The following is a 22,460-nucleotide window of genomic DNA, read 5'->3' as shown; positions in this document are numbered from 1 at the left end:
AGGGTTGGAGTTTACGGAACGTCAAGCAAGAATTGTAGAAATCGTAAAGAATTCAAGCCCAATTACCGGGGAACAAATCGCTGCAAAGCTTGATTTGACACGAGCGACCCTGCGTCCTGACCTGACAATTTTAACGATGGCAGGTGTTCTCGAAGCCCGACCGAGGGTGGGATATTTTTATAAAGACAAAAAGAAAACATCGCCCTATATGGAACGACTTCGCCAGCTTCGGGTGGGAGACTTCAAATCCCTTCCTATATCTATCCGGGAAAACATCAGTATTTATGATGCTATAGTGACGATGTTTACACAGAATGTAGGAAGTCTAACCGTTGTTGGGGAAGGCCAAACTTTAAGAGGAATGGTGTCCCGGAAAGATTTGCTTAAGTCTGCCTTAGGTAAAACTGATCTTCAACAGGTTCCCGTGAGTATCATTATGACCCGGATGCCCAATATTATTATGACCACAGCGGATGAACCGGTACTAGAAGCAGCGAGGAAGTTAACTCTGCACCAGATTGACACATTGCCTGTTGTGGAAGCCTTTATAGACGAAAAAGGCGAGGAGCGCTATGAAGTCATCGGCCGTTTTACCAAGACGAACGTCACGAAATTATTTGTACAGATTGGGTCATTAGGTGCTCAATAAAGCTCCTTTTTGACCTAAATAATTGACCTTGGAGGTGTGAAGTGGCTAAGGAAATGCCTGTTATATACATAATCTCAGATGCTTTGGGTGAGACAGCTGAATACGTCAGCCGGGCAGCGGCAGCTCAATTTTCAGGGATTCGAACCAAAATTCGCAAGGTACCCTATGTGCAGGATGAAGTTCATGTGGACGAAATCCTCGAAGAAGCTATGAAAGAGCAAGCGATTATTGCTTATACCCTTGTAGTAAAAAAACTTCGGAATTATTTAGAAGAAAAAGCCAAAGACTATGGATTGCATACAGTGGACATTCTCGGTCCCTTAATTAAAATCCTTGCCGATCAGACCGGCCTTTTGCCAAGCTATACCCCCAATGTGACTCATATATTGGATGAACAGTATTTCCGTAAAGTCGATGCCATTGAATTTGCGGTGAAATATGATGATGGCAAGGATCCGCGGGGAGTGCTCTTAGCAGATGTGGTACTTATCGGAGTTTCCCGGACATCAAAAACTCCCTTAAGCATGTATCTGGCCCATAAAGGAATCAAGGCAGCTAATATACCTCTGGTTCCTGAAGTTTCTCCTCCGCAGGAGCTTTTCAGAATTCCATCCCAAAAAGTAATCGGTTTGACCTTGAAGCCTGATCTATTGAATCAGATTCGAACGGAACGGCTGAGAACCTTAGGATTAGGATCTGGTGCGGATTATGCGAATTATGAACGTATCGTGGAAGAATTGGAATATGCCCGGGGAATTATGCGTAAAGTAGGTTGCCCGGTCATTGATGCCACCGGCAAGGCTATTGAAGAGACGGCATCAAGAATATTAGAGATATTGTATAAGGGGGAGCGAAATGTCTAAGAAGTTTGTTTATTTATTCCGTGAAGGCCAGGCTTCCATGCGAGATTTATTAGGAGGTAAGGGTGCTAATCTTGCAGAGATGACCAATATTGGGTTGCCCGTACCTCCAGGGTTTACCATTACTACAGAAGCATGCAATGATTACTATGCTGGAGGCCGCAACTTTCCGGAAGGGCTGTGGGAACAGATTGGTCCGGCCTTAGCGGATATCGAAAATGCCACAGGCAAGACATTCGGAGATAAAGACAATCCTCTCTTGGTCTCCGTTCGTTCCGGAGCAAAATTCTCTATGCCCGGTATGATGGATACTATTCTTAACCTCGGACTTAATGATGATACAGTAGAGGGTCTTGCTACTTCCACCCAGAATGAACGCTTTGCTTATGATAGCTATCGGCGTTTTATTCAAATGTTCGGAGATGTTGTTCTTGAAGTGGAGCATCATGAATTTGAGAAAATTTTGGAAGATGCCAAGGAAAAGCAAAGCGTACATTATGACTCGGAGCTTACGGCAGAGAGTCTTAAAGGAGTTGTGGCAGGGTATAAAAAGCTCATACAACGCCGTACAGGAAGTCCTTTTCCTTTAGATCCCATGAAACAGCTGGAACAGGCTATTTTAGCCGTATTCCGTTCCTGGAACAATGATCGTGCCAATGTGTATCGGCGAATCAATGGGATTCCAGATGACATTGGTACCGCAGTCAATGTGCAATCCATGGTCTTCGGAAACATGGGCAATGACTCAGGTACAGGAGTAGCTTTCACCCGCAACCCATCCACGGGAGAGAGAGCCCTTTATGGAGAATATCTTATGAATGCTCAGGGTGAGGATGTGGTAGCAGGTATCCGTACTCCTCAACCTATCAAAAGCCTCGAAGATGAGAACAAAGCGATCTATGCCCAATTTGTAGAGACTTCCAATAGCCTGGAAGCCCATTACCGGGATATGCAGGATATTGAATTTACCATTGAACGGGGACGGCTCTATATCCTCCAGACACGGAATGGGAAACGTACTGCTCCTGCAGCTATCCGCGTTGCTGTGGAGCTTTGTTGGGAAGGGGTTATCTCTAAGGAAGAAGCCATTGCCCGGATTGAGCCTGGTCAATTAGGCCAATTGCTCCATCGCCGCATGGACAGTGAGGCCAAATTAGAGGTTATCGCCAAAGGGCTTCCTGCTTCGCCGGGGGCAGCATCCGGCAAAATCATTTTTGATGCCGATGATGCTGAGCGTCTGGGTCACGCAGGGGAAAAGGTCCTCTTGGTTCGGACAGAGACTACACCGGACGATATCCATGGGATCCTGGCAGCTCAAGGGATTTTGACCAGCCGGGGGGGCATGACTAGCCATGCCGCAGTGGTTGCCCGTCATATGGGTAAACCTGCAGTATGTGGCTGTGAGGCACTAAGGATTGATTATACTCATAATACGGTAACCATTGATGGTGTCACTTACCCGGAAGGAACTTTGTTCTCTATTGATGGGGCAACAGGTCGTGTTATTAAGGGAGAGGTCCCCATGATTGACCCTGAGCTCAGCGAAGAGTTCAAGGAATTATTGGGCTGGGCTGATGAGATTCGCACACTTAAGGTCCTGGCCAACGCGGATAACCCCCGTGATGCACAAAAAGCCCGGGATTTCGGAGCACAGGGCATCGGACTTTGTCGGACTGAGCATATGTTTATGGACCCGGCCCGCATACCCATTGTTCAAGATATGATTCTCGCCCAGACCCTACCGGAAAGAGAGGAAGCTTTAGCTAAACTCCTTCCTATGCAGGAAGAAGATTTCTATGGGATTCTAAAAGTCATGGCAGGATTCCCGGTAACCATCCGTCTTCTTGATCCTCCCCTCCATGAGTTTCTCCCCAATGTAGAAGAGTTGGTGGTGGATATCACCAAGCTGAAAATGAAGGGAGATCATGAAGAAGAGCTTTATGAAAAAGAAGCCCTCTTAAGAAAAGTTCGTGCTCTATCCGAAATGAACCCCATGCTGGGGCATCGGGGCTGCCGTCTGGGAATCACCTTCCCTGAGATCTATGCCATGCAGGCACGGGCGATTTTCCAAGCATCTGCACATCTTGTCAAAGAAGGCTATGAGATTTATCCTGAGGTTATGATTCCTCTTGTTATCCATGTCAAGGAACTTGCGAAGCTCCGCAAGGTCACCGAGGAGGCGGCCCAAGCCGTCATGGCGGAACAAGGAGTAACCTTCTCTTACACAATTGGCACCATGATTGAAGTGCCCCGGGCTGCCCTAACCGCAGATGAAGTGGCCACAGCTGCCGACTTCTTCTCCTTCGGTACCAATGACCTGACACAGACTACCCTGGGCTTCTCCCGGGATGATGCCGAAGGTAAATTCCTTCCGGCTTATCTGGAGCAGAATATCCTCGAGAACAACCCCTTTGCCGTTCTCGATCGCAATGGAGTAGGCAAGCTCATGAAAATGGGAGTAAAACTTGGCCGGGAGGCCAATCCTGACCTAAAAGTGGGAATCTGCGGTGAGCATGGGGGAGATCCCTCATCCATCGAATTCTGCCATCAAATCGGTCTGAACTATGTGTCTTGTTCTCCCTTCCGGGTGCCCATTGCCCGTTTGGCCGCCGCACAGGCCGCTGTAATCAACAAAGACTAATCGAAGTAGGCTGAAAATAGGCTGGTCAAAGATAGAAAAGCCTTTTCTACCAAGGATTGAGAGACTTATTATAAAATAAGCAAGGGTATTATTTCTTATGATTTTAAGAAATAATACCCTGTTTTTGTTATCAACTGCATTGTAATTATTCTTTTTTTAGGAATTTAGTATTCGATCCGCTTGGTTGACAATGAAGTGCCCCGTATTGGGCAATAACTCGATCTTAGCTTGCTTTGAAAACGTTTGAAGCCGCTAATTCAAAAACCATCTTTCAGCTTCTTCTTTACTTTCATACATTCTAAAATGATTGCCTTTATTTGTTTCCATGACCATCTCTTTAAATCTGCCTTTTTGAATTGTCTCCTGAGGGATAATAACAGCAGCTTTTATACCATAGTTTATAAATTTTTGAATAATATTACCAGCTGCTTTGGTTTTAAGTTTGAAGAAGTCTTCTGATAAGGCTGCATAGTGTATCATAAGCACATGTGTCTCATGCTCCCAGCATAAAGCCACCAGATTAAGTGCATCATTCTCAGTACTTAATGGTTCAGTAGTAGAAATCAGTTCAATATATTTTTTATTCTCTATTTCTCTAATTTGATAGTTCATTTTATCTTTTTCCTCCACAGTTTCATTTTCAAACAACTTCTGACGGGTTCCACGGATCCAATTAAGTTCATTATTATAGGTTGAAATAATGTTCTCTGAAATCATCTCCCATATTAAACTTTCCCTAGTGTTTCTATTAGGAGAATGAATTGAACGTCTGTATTTCTCCTGCTGCATAATCAATTGCGATTTGATTTCATTTTCATATTTTGTGAGAATTTCACTTAATTCCTGATTACTTAACATGTCTGACCAGGCAAGTTGTACCAAGAACGTTTTTTTAATTTCAGGAGCCTCCGGTGATGATATAACCCACTCTTTTAGTTCTTTAAGTCCTTCTTCAGTTATGGTATATATTTTTTTTGAAGGAGAGTTATCCTGATGAATCACTTTACTTGTAACAAGCTCCTCATCTTCCATACTAATAAGAGCTTTGTAAACTTGATTATTATTACCAGACCAGTACATGAAGGAGGAATCCTCAAAAATCTTTTTTAGTTCATATCCTGTTGAAGGCTTCCAACTAAGTATACCTAATATTGCTGATTTAATTGACATTGAGCGCACCTCTTTTAATAATAACATAGGTTAACGATAACATATGTTATTACAGTTGTCAATTTAGGAAATTTATTTGCCATGTTGTTGATATCAATGATTACAAAAGTGCTCAGTGATGTGAAAAAGGAGATTAGTCTATTTAGATAGCTGTGGCCTAGGCCCTCTTGTTATTGTCAAATGGTTATAATAGTTTTGGATAATGGCGATAATGTTCAATTAGTTGAATCGGGAGGGCCTGTTGGTTGTGCAGCAATAGGACATATCAGTTATAATTGATGACAAAGGGGGTGCTGTAATGTCAAAAGAATCTGCTCAAACAGGTTCTGCTTTATACATTTGGGCAATATTCATTCGATGATTAAGACCTTAGGTCGTGGTGGTCTTAAATGGAGAGGAACCTTTTATTCTTTAGAAGAATTGAAAAAATAACCTTTTATAAATGATCAAAAATATAAAGAAACTATATGATGAATTTACAGTAGGCGTGCTCAACCCCAGCTCTGACTGGCATGATTCCGACAAAGTCCCTCCACCCGATACACAGGATGTTGAAAAGGAGAAAGAATGATGAGCGACGGAGCGGTTTTTTGGCTGATTGCTCTTGCTTTGTTTGGATTTCCTGCCATTGTACAGCTGCTGCTGTGCGTACTAGCAAAATCGAGAATAATAAAGATGGCACCTTCTGTTTTCGTCGGCATCACATGGATTGTTTGTGTGTTGGGTTCGTATAATGTCATTGATTTGCCGCAAACTTCAACACTAGCGAACGGTGGCTTTATAGCTTTTTATGACTATACAGTGATTGCGATGATAGGAATTGCCGTACTTCTTGGAATCGGGTTCGCGTGGCTTTCGTATGGCGTAATTATGTGGGCGAAAAAGAAGGCTTAGCTCGATTTAAAGTAATAAGGTATTGGAACTTGTTTCAAGTTAAAGTTCCAGTACCTTATTTTTATAACTTTTATTGCACACCGGTTCCGCCAAGGACAACTATTTTTCCAAGCGATTCTCTTTGTTAAGAATATGTTAATAAATTGTGATGAATTTGTTAATTGGTTTAATGGTCTATATTTTTTATAATTTTAATGAAGAGGTCCAGGCAGAATAGGACACCACGAGAGACTTTGAGAAAGGAGGTAAGCTATGAATAGCGGAGTGGAGCAAGAAAAAACCGGTGTCCCAAGCGGAAAAACTAAAAGAATATCCAAACTATCTCTAATCGTAGGTCTTTTTATAGGATTGTTCTCAATAGTCATTATTGGAGTTCAAGGAGTGCATGCTGTTACAAAAGATTCAAGTTTTTGTGTCTCTTGTCATGTTATGGAGCCTGTTTATGGGACTTGGAGCCATTCATCCCACCGGGAAATAGCCGGTTGTAACGAGTGTCATACGGATCAAACCAACTATGTGACCAAGACCTATACAAAGGTTACGGCAGGAGTTCAGCACCTTTACCACAATACATTCAGTGACCTGCCGGACAGTATTCGCATCGCAGAAAAGAATACGGAAATGGTACAGAATAACTGCTTAAGATGCCATCAAGACGTGGTAAGGAATGTTAATATGGATTCCAGTCGACGATGTTTTGATTGTCACCGCTATACCCCTCATAGCAACTATCGATAGAGAAAGGAAGGTAAAATTGTGAGAAAAGGTAAAATACTCATAGGATTGCTGGCTGCAATGGCCATCAGCATAGCCGCGGTTGGTTGTTCATCGAAAACCACGCAGCCTGTTGCTTTTCGGGCTGATATCGCTCCTGGAACCTTATCTGTAGACGAGTATGCCAAGTATTATCCTAAACAATATGATACATTCGTCAAAACAAAAGAAATGTCCAATGAAGGCAGTAAGTATGGCGGCTCCGAAGAATTTGACAAGCTGACCCAGTGGCCTTTCTTAAAAGAGATTTTTGCTGGGTATGGGTTTGCTATTGAATACAATGAAGATCGTGGCCATGCCTACACCATTGAAGACGTCACCAAAATCAAACGTATTAATGAAAAAAGTATTGCTTCTTGCTGGACCTGTAAATCTGCCAATGTAGCCGGTATCGTAGAAGAAATGGGTGATGCCTATTATGGAGCCAATTTCCATGATTTGAAGGGTAAAATGACGGAAGGCATTACTTGTGCCAATTGTCATGATCCTCAGACCATGAATTTGGTCATTGTCCAGCCCCCTTTACGGGACGCTCTTACTCGTTTGGGCAAGGATCCTGATAACCTGACTACCCAAGAACTTCGCACCATGGTATGTGCACAATGTCACGTTGAATATTATTTCGCAGGAGATAAGAAAATTGTCACCTTCCCTTGGGATAAAGGTCTTACCCCCAATGATGTCTTGGCTTATTATGAAGAAATAGGTTTCTCCGACTGGAAACATCCGAAAGCCGGTGTCGGTGAAATCAAGGCCCAGCACCCTGAATACGAAACCTTCATGGGCAGCACTCACGCTGAAGCCGGTTTATCCTGCGCGGATTGCCATATGCCTTACACCATGAACGGCGGAGAGAAAATCTCTTCGCACTGGTGGACCAGCCCTCTTAAGCATATGAACGAGAGCTGCATGACTTGTCATCGAGAAGGCGAAGAAAAACTCAAAGAAAGAGTATTCTATACTCAGGACAAAGTCGCCGATATGATGGGTAAAGTAGGAAATATCAATGTCGAAGCGATTGAAGCCATTGCTGAAGCTGATGCTAAGGGCGCTAATCAGGATGTTCTCAACGAGGCCCGTGCATTGCAACGTAAGGGTCAATTCTTAGTGGATTGGGTCGGAGCGGAGAACTCCATGGGCTTCCATAATCCTCAGTTAACCATGGAAACTCTGAATACATCCATGGACTATGCTTACCAGGCCATCAGCAAGGCTACAGAAGCTGTAACCGGTGTCGCAACTCCTAAGTGGGATGTCGAGGCACCTAAAACCAACACAGAAACAATGAAAATAATGCATGAGAAGGAAAGTGCTCCTAAGTCATAAGCAGAATCACTGGATACCCTTTAGAAAATGCCTTCGCTACCCAAAATGTGGTAGCGAAGGTTTTTGTTTATTTTTACACATTGAATATTTTCGCTATCGTTATTATAATTAAGCGTAGTTATACATCTCGTCTATGAAAACTTAAATAAGAATATTGAGATTCTGAGCCAAAAGGGTTACAATCTATATAGATAAAGATATCGATAATTCAAAATTATTGTGCATCAAAATGTTGAGGCCCTTAAAGGTGGTGATAATTTTGCTTGACGAAGAAAAAGGCCTTTACAGCATTGGTACCGTAGCGGAGCTAATTGAGGAGCATCCTGAAACCTTAAGAGTGTGGGAGAGAAATGGTTTAATTCACCCTAACCGGGATAAGTATCAAAGAAAATATTCAAATAACGATCTCTTGCGTTTAAAATTCATTAAGTTTCTTATGAATGAAAAGGGGTTGAATATTGCTGGAGTAAAGCAGATCACGTCTATGTATTCCTGTTGGTACAATCGAAATTGCAAAGGTGGAGGGATGAGAAGCAGTTCCACACCCATTAATGAATCCAAACCTTGTTGGAAGGTTGAAGGGACTTATTGTTTTATAGCTAGTGATAAAAGTGAGCTTTGCAGTACTTGTGAAATGTTAAAGACTTGCGCCAGCTCTTCAGATGGCAAATAGCTTGAAGAGCAGATTGCTTTTTGCCCGGAATCTCAATAAGAACATTGAATTTATATAAATAATAATAATTAGAAATTGAGCTTGCTCTTTTTTCTTTGAGAACCGTACCAGGGTTCTCTTTTTTTACGTCCGGTATTATCCCTTCAATTCAAGGCAAAATGATGATATAATGTATGCAGAATTTTCAGACTTCTAATGAGGCAGGTCTGTATTTGAATGAAATTTACTTAATAAGGAGTGATAGAATATGCTCCTCGAGGAAGGTACTAATACGCGGTTTGCTTATTTGAAGCTGGGCGATACTATAGCCAAGGCAGTGCGAATTTTTCTTGATTTAAAGATCGCCATAATTCCGGTGCTAGATCAAAACGGAAGACTGCTGAGCATTTTCAGCAGAAGCAGTCTCTACCGTGCTGTCCTAAACGGCGCAACATCCAAGGACGTTGTAGACCCTTATCTCATTACCAATGTGATTAGTATTTCTGACGATCTTTCCGATGAGCAGTTGGCGAGTTTTGTAAAAGTGAGTTCCGTAGGTTCAGTTCCGGTCCTGGATAGAGAAGGAAAGGTTATTGGACTCTTATGTAAGGCCAACATGGTGGTGACTTTATTTAAACATTCCGAACTTCTTAATGTTCAATTAAAAGCTATCTTGGATTCAATGCATAATGGTGTCATTGCCGTAGACGGTAGAGGCTTTATCACCCATATCAGTATAGGTGCGAGGCGGATCCTGGGTATAGATTCCGCTTCTTTGATGGGAAAGCCATTCCACGGTTTATTGCCCAATTTGGATATTACCCCTTCCCTTGTCCATGGTGTCGTTCAAATCGGGAAAAAATATAGATGCCGCAATGTGACTATGGTGGTGAATATGACCCCGCTGAATATTGAAGGAAGTATCGAAGGGGCCATCGTGATCTTCCAGGATCTCACGGATTTAGAGCATACGGCAAAGGAGTTAGAAACCGTTAAAGCTTTGAATAAAACCTTTGATACGGTACTCAACATCATTCGTGACGGCATCGTTGTGATTGACGAAAGAGGAAAAACAACCCTTGTCAATCAAGCTATGGCCAATTTTTTAACCCTTCCTCCGGATAAAATCATAGGAAGGCCTATTACGGAGATTTTGGCGTCAAGCCGTTTGCATCATGTAGCCAGTACCGGATTATCCGAATCCAGTGAAGTTCTGACTATACAAGGAAAGCCAATCATTGTTTCCAGTTCACCCATCATAAAAGAAGGAAATGTGGTCGGCGCTGTAGGGAAAGCTGTATTTCCTCACCTTGCCGAGGCCCAGGAGTTGGCGGAAAAGGTACGCTGTTTAGAACATAAAGTCTCGTTTTTTCAGGAAGAATTGCAAAAGAATATGACCGCTCAAACAATCATGAAAGATATGATAGCTGAAAGCCCGCAAATGAAAAGGCTTAAAGATGAAATATCCATTGTTGCTTCCAGCAGCTCAACGGTTTTAATTACTGGTGAAAGTGGAACTGGCAAAGAAGTTGTAGCCCATGCAGTCCATCTTTGCAGTGAACGTTACCAAGGCCCTTTTATTAAAGTAAATTGCGCAGCTATTCCAGAGAGTCTTATGGAAGCAGAGATGTTTGGTTATGAGGGGGGGGCCTTTACAGGTGCCTCCAGGAGTGGTAAGCCCGGACGAATTGAGCGGGCTGATGGAGGGACCCTTTTCTTGGATGAGATTGGGGAAATGCCCCTGGCTCTGCAAGCTAAGTTATTACGAGTATTGCAGGATCGCGAAGTGGAACGATTAGGAAGTACTGAAAGTATAAAAGTCAATGTACGGATTTTAGCAGCCACGAATAAAAAGCTAATTAATGCTATTGCTAATGCTGAGTTCCGATCGGATCTCTACTATCGGTTAAATGTCATTAATCTACATATACCTCCCCTCAGGGAACGTCTTGAGGATATTAAACCCTTAACTCATTTTTTCATTACCAAATTCAACACTATACTGAAAGCTAATGTAATGGGTATAACCAATAACGCTATGGCTGCATTACTTAACTACTCCTGGCCGGGAAACATTCGTGAATTGGAAAATGTGGTGGAACGGGCAGTCAATTACGCTCCCAGCGGTTTAATTGAGCTGCTGCATCTGCCCCATAATATAATTAGCTGTAATCCGCCTATGATCCATGCTGAGAATGACGGAATACGGCATCAGGATAAAATTGGCCAGATTGAGCGGGAGATGATTATGGCGGCGCTTGAAAAAGCAGGGGGCAATAAGACGAAAGCTGCAAAGCTTCTAAACCTTAGTCGGTCGAGACTTTATGATAAATTAAATAAATATAACCTGAGGCCTTAGATGCGTGTTCAACCTGCAGAAGCGTCCTGAAAGCGGTCAATTTTCCGACAGATATGTCCGCTTTCAGGACGCTTTGTGGTCTGGTGCCCTTGATGCCTTTCATATTACTAACATAATTTTGAACTCTTATTTGAAATAAAGCCTGAGTATTAAACTTCTTAGCCAGCCATTGGCACAGAAATTGCTACAATAATCAGAATATTATAAATACCATTCAAAGGAGGGCAGTGAGGTAGTATGACCCGAAAGGGTTGATTTGAGGGGGAGATATAAAAAATGTTAAGAAGTAAGGAAGACTTAACCCATCAACAAGCGTTGGATTTGCTTGGGGATTTTGCCAAGCGCTGGTTGGCTCATGACGGACTTTGGTTTCAGTCCATAGAACGAGAAAGAGGGATTGGAGAAGCAATCCATCATGACATTGAGGCTTGGCGGCATTTCACAGTAGTCGAAGCAAAGCGTATTCAGGAGTTCTTGAAACTGCCTCCTCAGGGTGGGCTTGACGCTCTTGAGCGGGCCTTAGCTTTTCGGCTGTACGCATTTCTTAATCAACAGACGATAGAGCGGCCGGATGAAAAAACATTGATTTTTAAAATGACGGATTGTCGGGTTCAAAGTGCTCGAAGAAGAAAACAGTTGCCTGATTTTCCGTGTAAGCCAGTGGGTGAGGTAGAGTACTCCTTATTTGCCGCCACCATCGACCCGCGAATCTCAACCCGTTGTTTAGCTTGCCCTCCAGATCAGGATTCTCGGGACTATTACTGTGGTTGGGAATTTACCCTGGTGGAAAATGAATGAGATCATCACAGGAAGAAGGTGAGAGAATATGAAAGGGCTTTTGCTGGCCTATACCGGTAATGGCAAAGGGAAGACCACAGCGGCTTTAGGGCTGAGTCTCAGGGCCTTGGGGCACGATCAGAAGGTGGGCTTTTTACAATTTATGAAAGGAAGCAAAAATTACGGAGAGGTGAAGATCTCTGAGAAGCTCCCCAACTTAACCTTGGTACAGACCGGTAGGGATTGTTTTGTTTCCTATGAAAATCCCGATCCGGTGGATATTGCCATGGCCCATGAAGGGCTAGAAATTTTATCCCAATGGTTTAAAGAGGATCGCTTTGACCTGATTGTTGCGGATGAACTTTTGGTCGCCTTAGACTTTAAGTTGGTCACAGTTCAAGAAGTCATGGAACTCTTGGAAAAGCGTCCCCCGCGTTTGCACCTCGTCTTAACCGGACGCTATGCGCCGGATGAAATTCTAGCCATTGCCGATACAGTAACAGTCATGCAGGAGCATCGGCATGCATATCAACAAGGGGTTGAGGCAAAGGAAGGGATGGAATTTTGAAAACCCACGATTATGAGCTTTGGTTGGAACGCCTTTGGAAAGGGGAGCGGCGTGCTGCAGCCCGGCTTATTTCTCAAGTCGAGAATAACCGGGGACGAATCGAAATTATGTGTCAAATCCTTCCGAGGACTGGCCAACGCATGATACTTGGTATAACCGGGCCGCCGGGTGCCGGTAAAAGTTCCTTAGTCGGAGCCATGACCCATCTCTATCGGGATCAAAAGGAGAAAGTCGGCATTGTTGCGGTTGATCCAAGCAGCCCCTATTCGGGAGGAGCCATTCTGGGGGATCGGATTCGTATGCAATCCCATAGCACAGACCCCGGGGTGTTCATACGAAGTATGGGTACCCGGGGACATTTAGGCGGCGTGGCCCGCTCCACGGGGGATGTCTTAAGAATATTGGAAGCTGCCGGATATGAACGCCTTCTTCTGGAGACTGTGGGCGTTGGACAATCAGAATTAGAAATTATGGAACTGGCGGATACGGTCATTGTGGTCTTGAATCCAGGAACGGGAGATGGAATCCAGGCTATCAAAGCCGGGATTATGGAAATTGCGGATATTTTTGTCGTCAATAAAGCCGATTTACCGGGAGCTGAACACCTTAAAAATGATATTGAAATGGTTCTGGGCCTCAATGGAGAAAAACCCTGGCGTCCCCCTGTCATCCTGACCAGTGTCCTTGACCAGCGGGGACTCTCCGAACTTCGCGATCAAATCGCGCTTCACCAGAACTACCTGATCCAATCCGGGAAAAATCTCTTGCGCCGTAAACAAGCCTTTGCACAAGAAGTTTGGTATCATTGGGAAGAACTTGCCAGGCAGTCCTTTGCTATAGCTTGGGAGAATTTACGAGATGCTGAGAAGGACCTGGAACAGGAAAATCCGTATCGGCTGGCCGAGAAAGTTTGGGCATCTATAGTTACTGAAGAAACAGTAAAGCATGTTTCCTTTTCAAAATAGGTTGATAGAGATAAGGGTGGAAGGGTTAAGGAGTGATTCTGAAAAAGGTTAGGTGAATCAATATGAACGATGATTTTTTGCGTTGGCAAAAATCCTACCAAGAGCAGAAAGAGCGTAAAGGACCTTTTATGACCGTATCCAGTGTCCCTATCGATCCTCTTTATACTCCAGATAACACTCCGGAAATTGCTTTTATGAAAGATATTGGTTACCCGGGTGAGTACCCCTATACCCGTGGCGTTCGCACCAATATGTATCGGGGAAGACTTTGGACTATGCGGCAATTCGCCGGTTTTGCCACAGCGGTTGAATCCAATCAGCGTTATAAATTCCTGCTCAGCCAGGGTCAAACGGGTTTAAGTGTTGCTTTTGATATGCCAACGATTATGGGCTACGATTCCGATCATCCCCGGGCTTATGGTGAAGTGGGCAGGGTCGGAGTAGCCATCGACTCCCTTCAGGACATGGAAACCTTATTTAAGGATATTCCCCTGGATAAAGTCAGCACTTCCATGACAACCAATGCTCCGGCATCCATCTTATGGTCCATGTATATTGTGGCCGCAGAAAAACAAGGGGTTCCTGCGCACAAACTTACCGGAACAATCCAGAATGATATCTTAAAAGAATATATCGCACAAAAATCCTGGATTTTTCCACCTGAACCGTCCCTCCGTTTGATCACGGATATTTTTGCCTTTGCCCGTGACTATGTTCCAAAATGGAATACCATTAGTATCAGCGGATACCACATCCGGGAAGCCGGTGCCACAGCTCTCCAGGAACTGGCCTTTACGTTGGCGGATGGCTTCGCTTATGTGGAAGCAGGTATTAAAGCGGGGCTGAATGTTGATGATTTTGCACCCCGACTCTCCTTCTTTTTTAATTCCCACACTGACTTTTTTGAAGAAATAGCGAAGTATCGGGCTGCCCGGCGAATTTGGGCCCGGCATATGAAAGAAAAATATAAAGCTGAAAAAGAGGAAAGCCTTCTTCTTCGTTTTCATACCCAGACTGCAGGGTGCTCCCTCACAGCACAACAACCCGAGAATAATATTATTCGTACAGCTTATCAAGCAATGGCGGCGGTCCTGGGAGGGACCCAGTCCCTGCATACCAACTCTATGGATGAAGTGCTTGCCCTGCCTACGGAAAAAGCCGTGCAGATCGCTTTGCGGACTCAACAGGTTCTGGCTTATGAGACAGGTATCGTCAATACCATTGATCCCTTAGCAGGCTCCTATTTTGTTGAAGCTTTAACCAATCAAATGGAAGAGGGAGCTGAGGAATACTTCCGAAAGATTGAAGAACGGGGAGGAGTGCTCGCAGCCATTGGGCAGAACTTCTTCCAGCAGGAAATAGCAGATGCGGCCTATCGCTATCAAAAAGAAATTGAAAATAAGTCTCGGATCATCGTCGGTGTCAACGAGTTCCAAATTCAAGAAAACCATGAGATGGAACTCTTAAAAATTGATCCGGAAATAGAAAGAAGTCAGGCACAGCGGGTTAAGGAATTGAGGGCGGGCCGTGATAATCTACATGTTATGAATACTCTTGATGCCTTAAAAGAATCGGCTCAGGGTTCGGATAATCTTATACCGAAAATTATTGATGCCGTTCGTGCTTATGCTACGGAAGGGGAAATTGTCGCCGTTCTCAAGGAGGTTTTTGGAGAGTACAAAGAGCAGTCCGTATTTTAGGAGAATAAGGGAGGGTCAATCGTGGAACAAGCGCGTATTCGTGTTTTGGTGGGTAAACCAGGTTTAGATGGTCATGACCGGGGGGCGAAAGTCATCGCCCGGGCTTTACGTGATGGGGGGATGGAAGTCATCTATTCCGGGCTCCATCAAACCTCAGAAGAAATCGTGGAGGCAGCGATTCAAGAAGATGTGGATGTCATCGGACTGAGTATACTATCCGGATCCCATATGACAGTCTTTCCTAGAGTTAAAGAGCTTCTCAAAGAACAAAATGCTGAAGATATTATAGTCATGGGTGGAGGGACCCTGCCTGAAGAAGATATTGAAGCTTTAATTAAGGGAGGATATGCCGAAGCCCTTTTCACCCCCGGTACACCGACAACAGATATTATCCAGTGGATAAAAAATAGAGTCTACTCTAAAGGAATATAATATAAATCCCGGTCAACTATGAATTTAGAAACTGTCCCGAAAGCAGACACATTCGAACACATCTGTCTGCTTTCGGGACGTTTTTTTCATGCTGCTCTTACAACTTTTATTAATTCTTATCCTTCTGAAGTATTGTGAATAAATATTTTAGCTGGCTGACCTTTTGGCGCAATCCTTGATCTTATCTTTATCTGCTAAATAGTGTGGTGCATGTCTTTTTAATTAAGAACAAATAAAGATAAGTCTTGGCATGTTATTTGCTAAATATTCAAAATATTTGAACGCATTAATGCTGAAAGACAATAAAGGAGGGATTTGTAAATCAGCACATTTGCTTAACAAATTACCAGGCACACCTTTGCAATAAGTGCGCAAAAATGGAGGGTAAAAATGAAAACGATCATGGTCATTGGTGCTGGACAGATGGGTGGCGGGATAGCCCAGGTGGCTGCCCAGGCCGGCTATTCCGTAATTCTTAATGACATTAAGGAAGAATTCGTAACCCGCGGGTTGAGCATTATTGAGAAAAACCTCAAGCGAAGTGTTGAAAAAGGAAAGCTTGAGGTTACGGAATCCAGGGCAATTTTAGAACGCTTATCAAAATCTACCTCTCTGCAGGATGCTGCTTCCGCTGACCTGGTCATTGAGGCAGCAGTAGAAAATGTGGCGATCAAAAGTCAAATCTTTACCCAGCTCGATGGCATTTGTCCGGAGCATACCATTCTGGCAACGAATACCTCATCTCTTCCGATTACGGAGATTGCCGCTTTTACTCAACGTCCGGATCGAGTCATCGGAATGCATTTTATGAACCCGGTCCCGGTGATGAAGCTGGTTGAAATTATCCGTGGTCTAGCCACAAGTGATGAGGTCTATACAACCATTGAAGGCTTAAGCCTGGAAATGGGGAAAACCCCTGTGGAAGTAAACGACGCTCCGGGTTTTGTCGCCAACCGAATCCTGATTCCTATGATCAATGAGGCTGTCTACACACTCTATGAAGGGATAGCTACTGTTGAAGATATTGATCAGGTGATGAAGTTGGGTATGAATCACCCCATGGGCCCCTTGGCCTTAGCCGATTTAATCGGACTGGACACGGTGTTGTCCATCGCGGAGGTTCTTCATGAAGGGTTAGGGGACAAATATCGTCCATGTCCTCTTCTTCGCAAATACGTAAAAGCCGGTTGGTATGGCCGGAAATCGGGTCGTGGTTTTTACACATACCAATAAAAAGAAAAGATTCAGTTTAAGCCGGTGGCAGGGGAGGAGTAAATCATGTCGGCCAAAGTCGTTCAAAGCCTGGAATTGATCAGGAAAAAATATTACAAAGACGCCAAAATTAGTGCTTATGGAGAAAGAAAACCGGATTATTCAACCATGGGAAGGAAAATTGAGAACACCTATGCCAAACAGCGGGAAGTCGTATGTGTAGAAGCGTCAAGAACACCTTACGGCAAATTATCGGGAGCCCTGGAGGAGTATGATGCAGCTCAATTAGGGGCCCTTGCCATCAAGGAGGTTCTCCGCCGGACGGAGGGAAAAGTTGCCCCCGGGGATGTGGATTACGTCATTATGGGGCATGTGGTGCAGGCAGGGAGCGGTCAGGTACCCAGCCGTCAGGCGACACTTTTGGCCGGATTGCCGGAGCATGTCCCTTCGATTACGGTCAATAAGGTATGTTCTTCAGGTGTTAAAACCATCGACCTGGGTGCTCAAATGATTGCCTTAGGAAGGGCGGAGATTGTCATTGCCGGCGGGCAGGAGAGTATGAGCAATATCCCTTTCGCATTGCCGGATATGCGCAAAGGGAAGAAGATGGGTTTGCCCAAGGCAGACTGTGTGGATTTAATGGTCCATGACGGGCTCTGGGATTCCTTTTATGATCGTCATATGGCCATTCACGGCTCCGAAGTGGCCGACGAATTCGGCTACAGCCGTGAAGATCAAGATGAATGGGCACTGCATTCCCAACAAGCGGCCTCGGAGGCGATTGCATCCGGAAAACTGGATGAGGAGATTTTCCCGGTGGCTATTAAGAGAGGTAGGGAAATCTTGGAAAAGGATGAAGGACCCCGTGCCAATACCACAAGGGAAGGGTTAGCCAAACTTGGCCCTGTCTTTGACCATATTAGTGCCGTAACCGGAAAACCAGGCAGCGTAACCGCCGGCAATGCACCCGGAACCAATGACGGCGGAGATGTGTGTCTCCTGATGAGCCGGGCTAAAGCGGAGGAACTTGGCCTCAAACCCCTGTTCACCATCGTCGACTATGCTGAAGTATCACAGCCGACCAAAGATATCGCTACGGTACCGGGCCTTTCCATAAAGAAAGTGCTGGAGCAAAATAATCTGACCCTGGATGATATGAAGCTCATAGAGATCAATGAAGCTTTTGCCGCAGTGGCTTTGGTAAGCGCCCGCAGTATTCTTGGTATGACCAAGGAGGAAATGTTTGCCAAGGTTAATGTCAATGGGGGGGCAATTGCCTACGGCCATCCTATTGGTGCCACAGGAGCCCGGATTGTGATGACCTTAGCCTATGAACTGAAGCGCCGGGGCGGGGGCTACGGGGTATGCGGTATCTGTGCGGGCAATGCCCAAGGGGATGCTATGCTTATCCGTGTCGATCCCGATTAAGGTCAAGATGGAAAACACTTGGAGTAAGGGAATAAAGATCAGATAAATTGAGGGATGGAGCCGATGAGAAATGGAATTTGAATTAAGCAGTGAAACCTTGATGCTCAGAGATATGGTCAGGAAATTTGCGCAGAACCAACTGGCGCCACTTGCCCCTGAATTGGATAAATCTCATGAATTTCCGACGGATACATGGAATAAAATGAGGGAATTAGGACTTACGGGCTTTCCAGTTCCGGAGGAGTGGGGCGGCGGCGGGGGTTCTTATTTAGACTTCGCCATTATCGTTGAAGAACTCGCCAAGGCATGTGCTTCAACTGCAGTTATTACAAGTGTTCATACTGGATTGGGCTGTATGAGTATGTACCTTTATGGCAGTCAGACCTTAAAAGAAAAGTATCTATCAAGACTGGCTGCAGGGGAGATTATCGGCGCTTATGCACTGACCGAGGCCAATGCCGGATCCGATGCCGGGGCTTTAAAATGCAGAGCGGAAGATAAGGGCGATCATTTTCTAGTCAATGGCAGCAAAATTTTTATTACCAATGGAAGTGTAGCAACAACTTTTTGTACTTTCGTCAAGACGGATCCGACTCAGCCTAAGGGCAAAGGGATTACCTGTCTAATTATTGAGAGGGATACTCCGGGATTCACCATGAGTAAGCCTGTAGATAAAATGGGGATGCATGGTTCACCGACAGTGGAGTTGAACTTCGATAATGTAAAAGTTCCCAAGGAAAATGTCTTGGGTGAAATTGATAATGGGTTTGCTGTAGCCATGGGACTGCTGGCCGGAGGGCGGATCACCATTGGTGCTCAGGGATTAGGGATCGCTGAAGGCGCTCTTGACTATACCATCAATTACATCAAGGAGAGAGAACAATTTGATAAACCTCTTGCCGCCAATCAAGGAGTCCAGTTTATGATTGCGGATATGGCAACAAAAATTGATGCGGCTAAACTCCTTATCTATAGGGCTGCCTGGCTCAAAGATCAGAAAGAACCTCATAACAAAGAGGCATCTATGGCCAAACTCTTTGCCACAGACGTTGCTATGGAAGTCACAACCAACTGCGTGCAATTGCTTGGCGGATATGGTTACTGTTCCGAATACCCAGTTGAACGAATGATGAGAGATGCCAAGATTACGCAAATTTATGAGGGATCCAATCAAATCCAACGGATGATTATCGGTCGTGAAGTCATCGGCCGTTTTTGAGGAATAGAAAGATAAGAATAATAAGGGGGGTATTCTTCTATGGCAAGGCCAAAAATTGTCAGCCTGGCGGAAGCCATCGGACAAATCAATGATGGGGATATGTTAACCTTTGGGGGCTTTACGGTTTGGCGTCGCCCTATGGCGGCCATCTATGAGCTGATCCGTCAGAAAAAAAGGAACCTTCATCTGATGGAGGTCAACGGCGGAACCCATGATGACATGCTGGTTGGGGCAGGATGCGTCGGTGTATGGGAGTCCAGTTGGTGCGGTCATGAACTCTATGGTAAATTTGGCGGCAATCTGGCCCGGAAAATTGAAAATAAGGAAATATTCTACGAAGACTGGGCCCATATTCATGCTTTATATCGCTTGGCCGCCGGCGCAAAGGGAGTTCCCTTTTTGCCCACCTATTCGGCAATGGGCAGCGATATACTCAATCCTGAGAATGATAATCTCGGGAAAGCCGGTCTCCGGGATGGGTCTAACCGCCATATCGGAAAACACAAAGTTATTACTTATAACGAGCCCTTTAATAACTCGGAAATCCTCCTAATCCCCGCGGCACATCCGGACTGGTGTATTACCCATGTTCAGATGGTGGGGCAGGAAGGAACCGTTCGGGTTGATGGATTGCGATTCAGTGACGAAGAAGCGATCAAGGCGTCGAAGCACAATATTATTATCGCTGAGCAAGTGGTTCCTGAGGAATATTTACGGCGTGAGCCGACCCGCAATATGCTCCCGGGCTATTTCGTGGATTATATCGTCGAATTGCCATGGGGTGCTCATCCCACAGGACTATACGGCGCCTATGAACCCGATGGTCCCTTCATCAGCAATTTCTTTAAATCCACCCGTACCCAGGAAGGGTTCGACCAATGGGCCGAGGAATGGGTCTTCGGGATAAAAGATCACCAGGAATATCTAAGTAAACTGGGGATTACACGTCTCGAAGCCCTACGGGCTAATCCTGCTTTGGGTTATTCCTCAACACTGAAAAGGGGGTAAGATCATGGAGAGCAAGAAAAGTTATTCGAAAATCGGGGAGTTCAAGCCTATGGATCTTTTGGCTTGCGCGGCAGCCCGTGAGGTTAAAGATGGTGAAGTTGTTTTTGCGGGAACAGGGTTGCCTATGTTAGCCATCATGTTAGCTCAAAAAACCCAGGCACCTACTTCGGTCTGTATTTATGAATCCGGTTCCATCGATGGTCGTCCCATCGACTTACCCACTTCGGTCGCCGATGCCCGCTGCAGTTATCAGGCTGCTGTGGCCGATGGCCTGATGGACGCCTTCGGGCAGCTTCAATCGGGAAGAACCGATCTGGCTTACCTGGGGGGAGCGGAGGTTGATATGTACGGCAATGTGAATACCACCTTTATGGGCGGCCCCACGGGGAAACGCCTTACAGGGAGTGGCGGCAACACGGATATTCATTCCTTAGCCAAAAGAAGTGTATTGATTATGCCCCAGATCAATCAGAAGCGCCGCTTTGTGGAAAAGGTGAGTTATATTACTTCTCCTGGATGGAGATTTCCCCATGGGCCCAATCGAGAGTGGGTTCATAAAAAAGAAGTGTATGGATCTGCTTTTCGAGGCGGACCGGCTGCGGTTATCTCCGACATGGGAGTGTATCGTTTTGATGAAGAGGGTGTGATGTATCTGGATACCGTTCACCCTGGTTTTACCCCTGAGGATTGCCGTGATAATTGTTGTTTCGAGCTGAACATCTCCAGGGTTAGTGGGGAGACCCTTACTCCCACTTATGAAGAGCTGGACCTTCTGCACAAGGTAATCGACCCCGAAGGAATTATCATAAAATAACAGCTGAAAAGTGCACCCCAAATGTCAGTATCGCATTTGGCGGTGCACTTTTTTGCATAATTTTTTTGACCATATAGTCATTTTGACAATATAAAATTTTTAATTTAATTAATAGATTATTTTACTTTCATCTAATAGATACTCGTTGATTTTTTTTGAATTATAGACATAGATATGTGTCTTGGTTTTTTTGATAATTTTTTCTTTTTCTAACCCGGTAATAAGCCGATTGCATGTGGTGAGATGGATGAAGAGCAAGTCGGCAATTTGCTGCTGAGTTAAATCGCATTCAATAATGTGATGACCATTCCTATCGGGAGTATTGATGCGGCATAATTTGTCCAGCCAAGTAAGGAATCTTTGACTGGAGGATAAACAAGCGGTGTTCATCAGGCGATGGCATAACGTGGCGTAAAACATGTGGACTACATATAAAAGGTCATCCATGATTTGCCGATCTTGTTCCATGAGGTCAAATAGCTGTTTTTTCGTAAAAGAAATAATGACAGAGTTTTCCACAGCGATAAATCTTAGCCTATCTCCCGCTATAGAAGCAAATCCGCGGTATTCCGATTGAAAGACGTTGCCTGCCTCGCGGGTGGCGATGACTAATGAAGAACCATCAGTGCGTAGAAAGCAGATATTGATTTTACCACTTAAAATATAGTAAAGATAGGGATCCTCTTCATTATTGCAGATGCTATTGATGAATTCACCCTGAAATAGCTTATGGCTTTTACCGAGATGAAGGTATTGATTAAAATTCAGCGGTCGTATGGAATAACTCGGCATTAAAATTGAACTATAATCCCTGGGTGTGCCCAATTCAATCGACTTCCTTTCATTCAGTCTATGAAAATAATCGGATGCCTAAAGGTTTTTTTAGTATAGGATAAACGCGCTATATAGCCATCTTGTAAATTCCGGATTGTTCCTTACCTATATATTAGCACAGAATATATTGTTATAGTTAACTCAATCACAAACTTCCGAGTTATTGAAAGGAGGGCAG

The 22,460-nt window shown here is 44.5% G+C and carries 21 protein-coding genes; 19 read left to right on the top strand and 2 right to left on the bottom strand.

Annotated elements, in window-relative coordinates; translation table 11 throughout:
• The first annotated feature begins 4 nt into the window (after window positions 1-4).
• Genes ccpN through ppdK form a run of 3 tightly spaced genes read left to right on the top strand, consistent with a single transcriptional unit; the run spans window position 5 to window position 4,150 of the window.
• Complete coding sequence (gene ccpN, locus DESDE_RS17550) at window positions 5-649, top strand: transcriptional regulator CcpN (RefSeq protein ID WP_014795366.1); 645 nt, start codon at window positions 5-7, stop codon at window positions 647-649.
• A gap of 41 nt (window positions 650-690) precedes the next feature.
• Window positions 691-1,512, top strand: a complete 822-nt coding sequence (locus tag DESDE_RS17545; RefSeq protein WP_014795365.1) for a pyruvate, water dikinase regulatory protein — start codon at window positions 691-693, stop codon at window positions 1,510-1,512.
• Window positions 1,505-4,150: a pyruvate, phosphate dikinase gene (gene ppdK, locus DESDE_RS17540; protein WP_014795364.1), complete on the top strand. Its 2,646-nt coding sequence runs from the start codon at window positions 1,505-1,507 to the stop codon at window positions 4,148-4,150. The genes DESDE_RS17545 and ppdK overlap by 8 nt, the downstream gene beginning before the upstream one ends.
• Before the next feature lie 252 nt (window positions 4,151-4,402).
• Here the strand turns inward: ppdK and DESDE_RS17535 are convergent, their stop codons facing one another.
• The gene (locus DESDE_RS17535) at window positions 4,403-5,320 is read right to left on the bottom strand and encodes a PadR family transcriptional regulator (RefSeq protein WP_014795363.1); all 918 of its coding nucleotides are present in this window, start codon (window positions 5,318-5,320) and stop codon (window positions 4,403-4,405) included.
• Between the two features lie 442 nt (window positions 5,321-5,762).
• On the opposite strand from DESDE_RS17535, the gene DESDE_RS22825 reads away from it, so the two are divergent.
• The 16 genes from DESDE_RS22825 (at window position 5,763) to DESDE_RS17460 (ending at window position 21,448) form a co-directional block, all read left to right on the top strand.
• Entirely contained in the window at window positions 5,763-5,891 is a 129-nt protein-coding gene (locus tag DESDE_RS22825) for a hypothetical protein (RefSeq protein WP_282433503.1), read from the top strand.
• Window positions 5,888-6,214, top strand: a complete 327-nt coding sequence (locus DESDE_RS17530) for a hypothetical protein (protein WP_242831278.1) — start codon at window positions 5,888-5,890, stop codon at window positions 6,212-6,214. The genes DESDE_RS22825 and DESDE_RS17530 overlap by 4 nt, the downstream gene beginning before the upstream one ends.
• Before the next feature lie 252 nt (window positions 6,215-6,466).
• The gene (nrfH, locus tag DESDE_RS17525) at window positions 6,467-6,952 is read left to right on the top strand and encodes a cytochrome c nitrite reductase small subunit (RefSeq protein WP_014795361.1); all 486 of its coding nucleotides are present in this window, start codon (window positions 6,467-6,469) and stop codon (window positions 6,950-6,952) included.
• A gap of 18 nt (window positions 6,953-6,970) precedes the next feature.
• Entirely contained in the window at window positions 6,971-8,314 is a 1,344-nt protein-coding gene (locus tag DESDE_RS17520; RefSeq protein ID WP_041917294.1) for an ammonia-forming cytochrome c nitrite reductase subunit c552, read from the top strand.
• Between the two features lie 229 nt (window positions 8,315-8,543).
• Complete coding sequence (locus tag DESDE_RS17515; RefSeq protein ID WP_033422392.1) at window positions 8,544-8,987, top strand: MerR family transcriptional regulator; 444 nt, start codon at window positions 8,544-8,546, stop codon at window positions 8,985-8,987.
• 247 nt (window positions 8,988-9,234) lie between these two features.
• Window positions 9,235-11,325, top strand: a complete 2,091-nt coding sequence (locus tag DESDE_RS17510; protein ID WP_014795358.1) for a sigma-54-dependent Fis family transcriptional regulator — start codon at window positions 9,235-9,237, stop codon at window positions 11,323-11,325.
• A gap of 276 nt (window positions 11,326-11,601) precedes the next feature.
• Window positions 11,602-12,123, top strand: coding sequence for a DUF6125 family protein (locus tag DESDE_RS17505; protein ID WP_014795357.1), 522 nt, complete (start codon window positions 11,602-11,604; stop codon window positions 12,121-12,123).
• Window positions 12,124-12,151: 28 nt separating this feature from the next.
• Window positions 12,152-12,670 (top strand): cob(I)yrinic acid a,c-diamide adenosyltransferase, encoded by a 519-nt coding sequence (locus tag DESDE_RS17500; RefSeq protein WP_014795356.1) that lies wholly within the window; start codon window positions 12,152-12,154, stop codon window positions 12,668-12,670.
• A complete protein-coding gene (gene meaB / locus DESDE_RS17495) occupies window positions 12,667-13,635 on the top strand; it encodes a methylmalonyl Co-A mutase-associated GTPase MeaB (protein ID WP_014795355.1) in 969 nt (322 codons plus the stop codon). The genes DESDE_RS17500 and meaB overlap by 4 nt, the downstream gene beginning before the upstream one ends.
• A gap of 62 nt (window positions 13,636-13,697) precedes the next feature.
• A complete protein-coding gene (locus DESDE_RS17490; RefSeq protein ID WP_014795354.1) occupies window positions 13,698-15,335 on the top strand; it encodes an acyl-CoA mutase large subunit family protein in 1,638 nt (545 codons plus the stop codon).
• A gap of 21 nt (window positions 15,336-15,356) precedes the next feature.
• Window positions 15,357-15,767 carry a cobalamin B12-binding domain-containing protein gene (locus DESDE_RS17485; protein ID WP_014795353.1) on the top strand — a complete coding sequence of 137 codons (411 nt, stop codon included), beginning with the start codon at window positions 15,357-15,359 and terminating at the stop codon, window positions 15,765-15,767.
• Window positions 15,768-16,157: 390 nt separating this feature from the next.
• Entirely contained in the window at window positions 16,158-17,000 is an 843-nt protein-coding gene (locus DESDE_RS17480; RefSeq protein ID WP_014795352.1) for a 3-hydroxybutyryl-CoA dehydrogenase, read from the top strand.
• A 45-nt stretch (window positions 17,001-17,045) separates the two neighbouring features.
• Entirely contained in the window at window positions 17,046-18,407 is a 1,362-nt protein-coding gene (locus tag DESDE_RS17475; RefSeq protein ID WP_014795351.1) for a thiolase family protein, read from the top strand.
• A 70-nt stretch (window positions 18,408-18,477) separates the two neighbouring features.
• Window positions 18,478-19,626: an acyl-CoA dehydrogenase gene (locus DESDE_RS17470; RefSeq protein WP_014795350.1), complete on the top strand. Its 1,149-nt coding sequence runs from the start codon at window positions 18,478-18,480 to the stop codon at window positions 19,624-19,626.
• Window positions 19,627-19,665: 39 nt separating this feature from the next.
• Window positions 19,666-20,634 carry a CoA transferase subunit A gene (locus DESDE_RS17465; RefSeq protein ID WP_014795349.1) on the top strand — a complete coding sequence of 323 codons (969 nt, stop codon included), beginning with the start codon at window positions 19,666-19,668 and terminating at the stop codon, window positions 20,632-20,634.
• Between the two features lie 4 nt (window positions 20,635-20,638).
• Entirely contained in the window at window positions 20,639-21,448 is an 810-nt protein-coding gene (locus DESDE_RS17460) for a CoA-transferase subunit beta (protein ID WP_014795348.1), read from the top strand.
• Between the two features lie 108 nt (window positions 21,449-21,556).
• Here the strand turns inward: DESDE_RS17460 and DESDE_RS17455 are convergent, their stop codons facing one another.
• Window positions 21,557-22,240, bottom strand: coding sequence for a Crp/Fnr family transcriptional regulator (locus DESDE_RS17455; RefSeq protein WP_242831277.1), 684 nt, complete (start codon window positions 22,238-22,240; stop codon window positions 21,557-21,559).
• Between the last annotated feature and the right edge of the window lie 220 nt (window positions 22,241-22,460).

Source organism: Desulfitobacterium dehalogenans ATCC 51507 (assembly GCF_000243155.2).
In the GTDB taxonomy this organism is placed as follows: Bacteria; Bacillota; Desulfitobacteriia; order Desulfitobacteriales; family Desulfitobacteriaceae; genus Desulfitobacterium; species Desulfitobacterium dehalogenans.
This window is presented reverse-complemented; position numbering and strand designations above follow the sequence as displayed.

Coding starts and splice junctions, on each gene's coding strand:
- ppdK (WP_014795364.1), top strand. CDS start 1,505: ATGTCTAAGAAGTTTGTTTATTTATTCCGTGAAGGCCAGGCTTCCATG.
- DESDE_RS17535 (WP_014795363.1), bottom strand. CDS start 5,320: ATGTCAATTAAATCAGCAATATTAGGTATACTTAGTTGGAAGCCTTCA.
- DESDE_RS22825 (WP_282433503.1), top strand. CDS start 5,763: ATGATCAAAAATATAAAGAAACTATATGATGAATTTACAGTAGGCGTG.
- DESDE_RS17530 (WP_242831278.1), top strand. CDS start 5,888: ATGATGAGCGACGGAGCGGTTTTTTGGCTGATTGCTCTTGCTTTGTTT.
- nrfH (WP_014795361.1), top strand. CDS start 6,467: ATGAATAGCGGAGTGGAGCAAGAAAAAACCGGTGTCCCAAGCGGAAAA.
- DESDE_RS17515 (WP_033422392.1), top strand. CDS start 8,544: ATGTTGAGGCCCTTAAAGGTGGTGATAATTTTGCTTGACGAAGAAAAA.
- DESDE_RS17510 (WP_014795358.1), top strand. CDS start 9,235: ATGCTCCTCGAGGAAGGTACTAATACGCGGTTTGCTTATTTGAAGCTG.
- DESDE_RS17505 (WP_014795357.1), top strand. CDS start 11,602: ATGTTAAGAAGTAAGGAAGACTTAACCCATCAACAAGCGTTGGATTTG.
- DESDE_RS17500 (WP_014795356.1), top strand. CDS start 12,152: ATGAAAGGGCTTTTGCTGGCCTATACCGGTAATGGCAAAGGGAAGACC.
- DESDE_RS17490 (WP_014795354.1), top strand. CDS start 13,698: ATGAACGATGATTTTTTGCGTTGGCAAAAATCCTACCAAGAGCAGAAA.
- DESDE_RS17480 (WP_014795352.1), top strand. CDS start 16,158: ATGAAAACGATCATGGTCATTGGTGCTGGACAGATGGGTGGCGGGATA.
- DESDE_RS17475 (WP_014795351.1), top strand. CDS start 17,046: ATGTCGGCCAAAGTCGTTCAAAGCCTGGAATTGATCAGGAAAAAATAT.
- DESDE_RS17470 (WP_014795350.1), top strand. CDS start 18,478: ATGGAATTTGAATTAAGCAGTGAAACCTTGATGCTCAGAGATATGGTC.
- DESDE_RS17465 (WP_014795349.1), top strand. CDS start 19,666: ATGGCAAGGCCAAAAATTGTCAGCCTGGCGGAAGCCATCGGACAAATC.
- DESDE_RS17460 (WP_014795348.1), top strand. CDS start 20,639: ATGGAGAGCAAGAAAAGTTATTCGAAAATCGGGGAGTTCAAGCCTATG.
- DESDE_RS17455 (WP_242831277.1), bottom strand. CDS start 22,240: ATGCCGAGTTATTCCATACGACCGCTGAATTTTAATCAATACCTTCAT.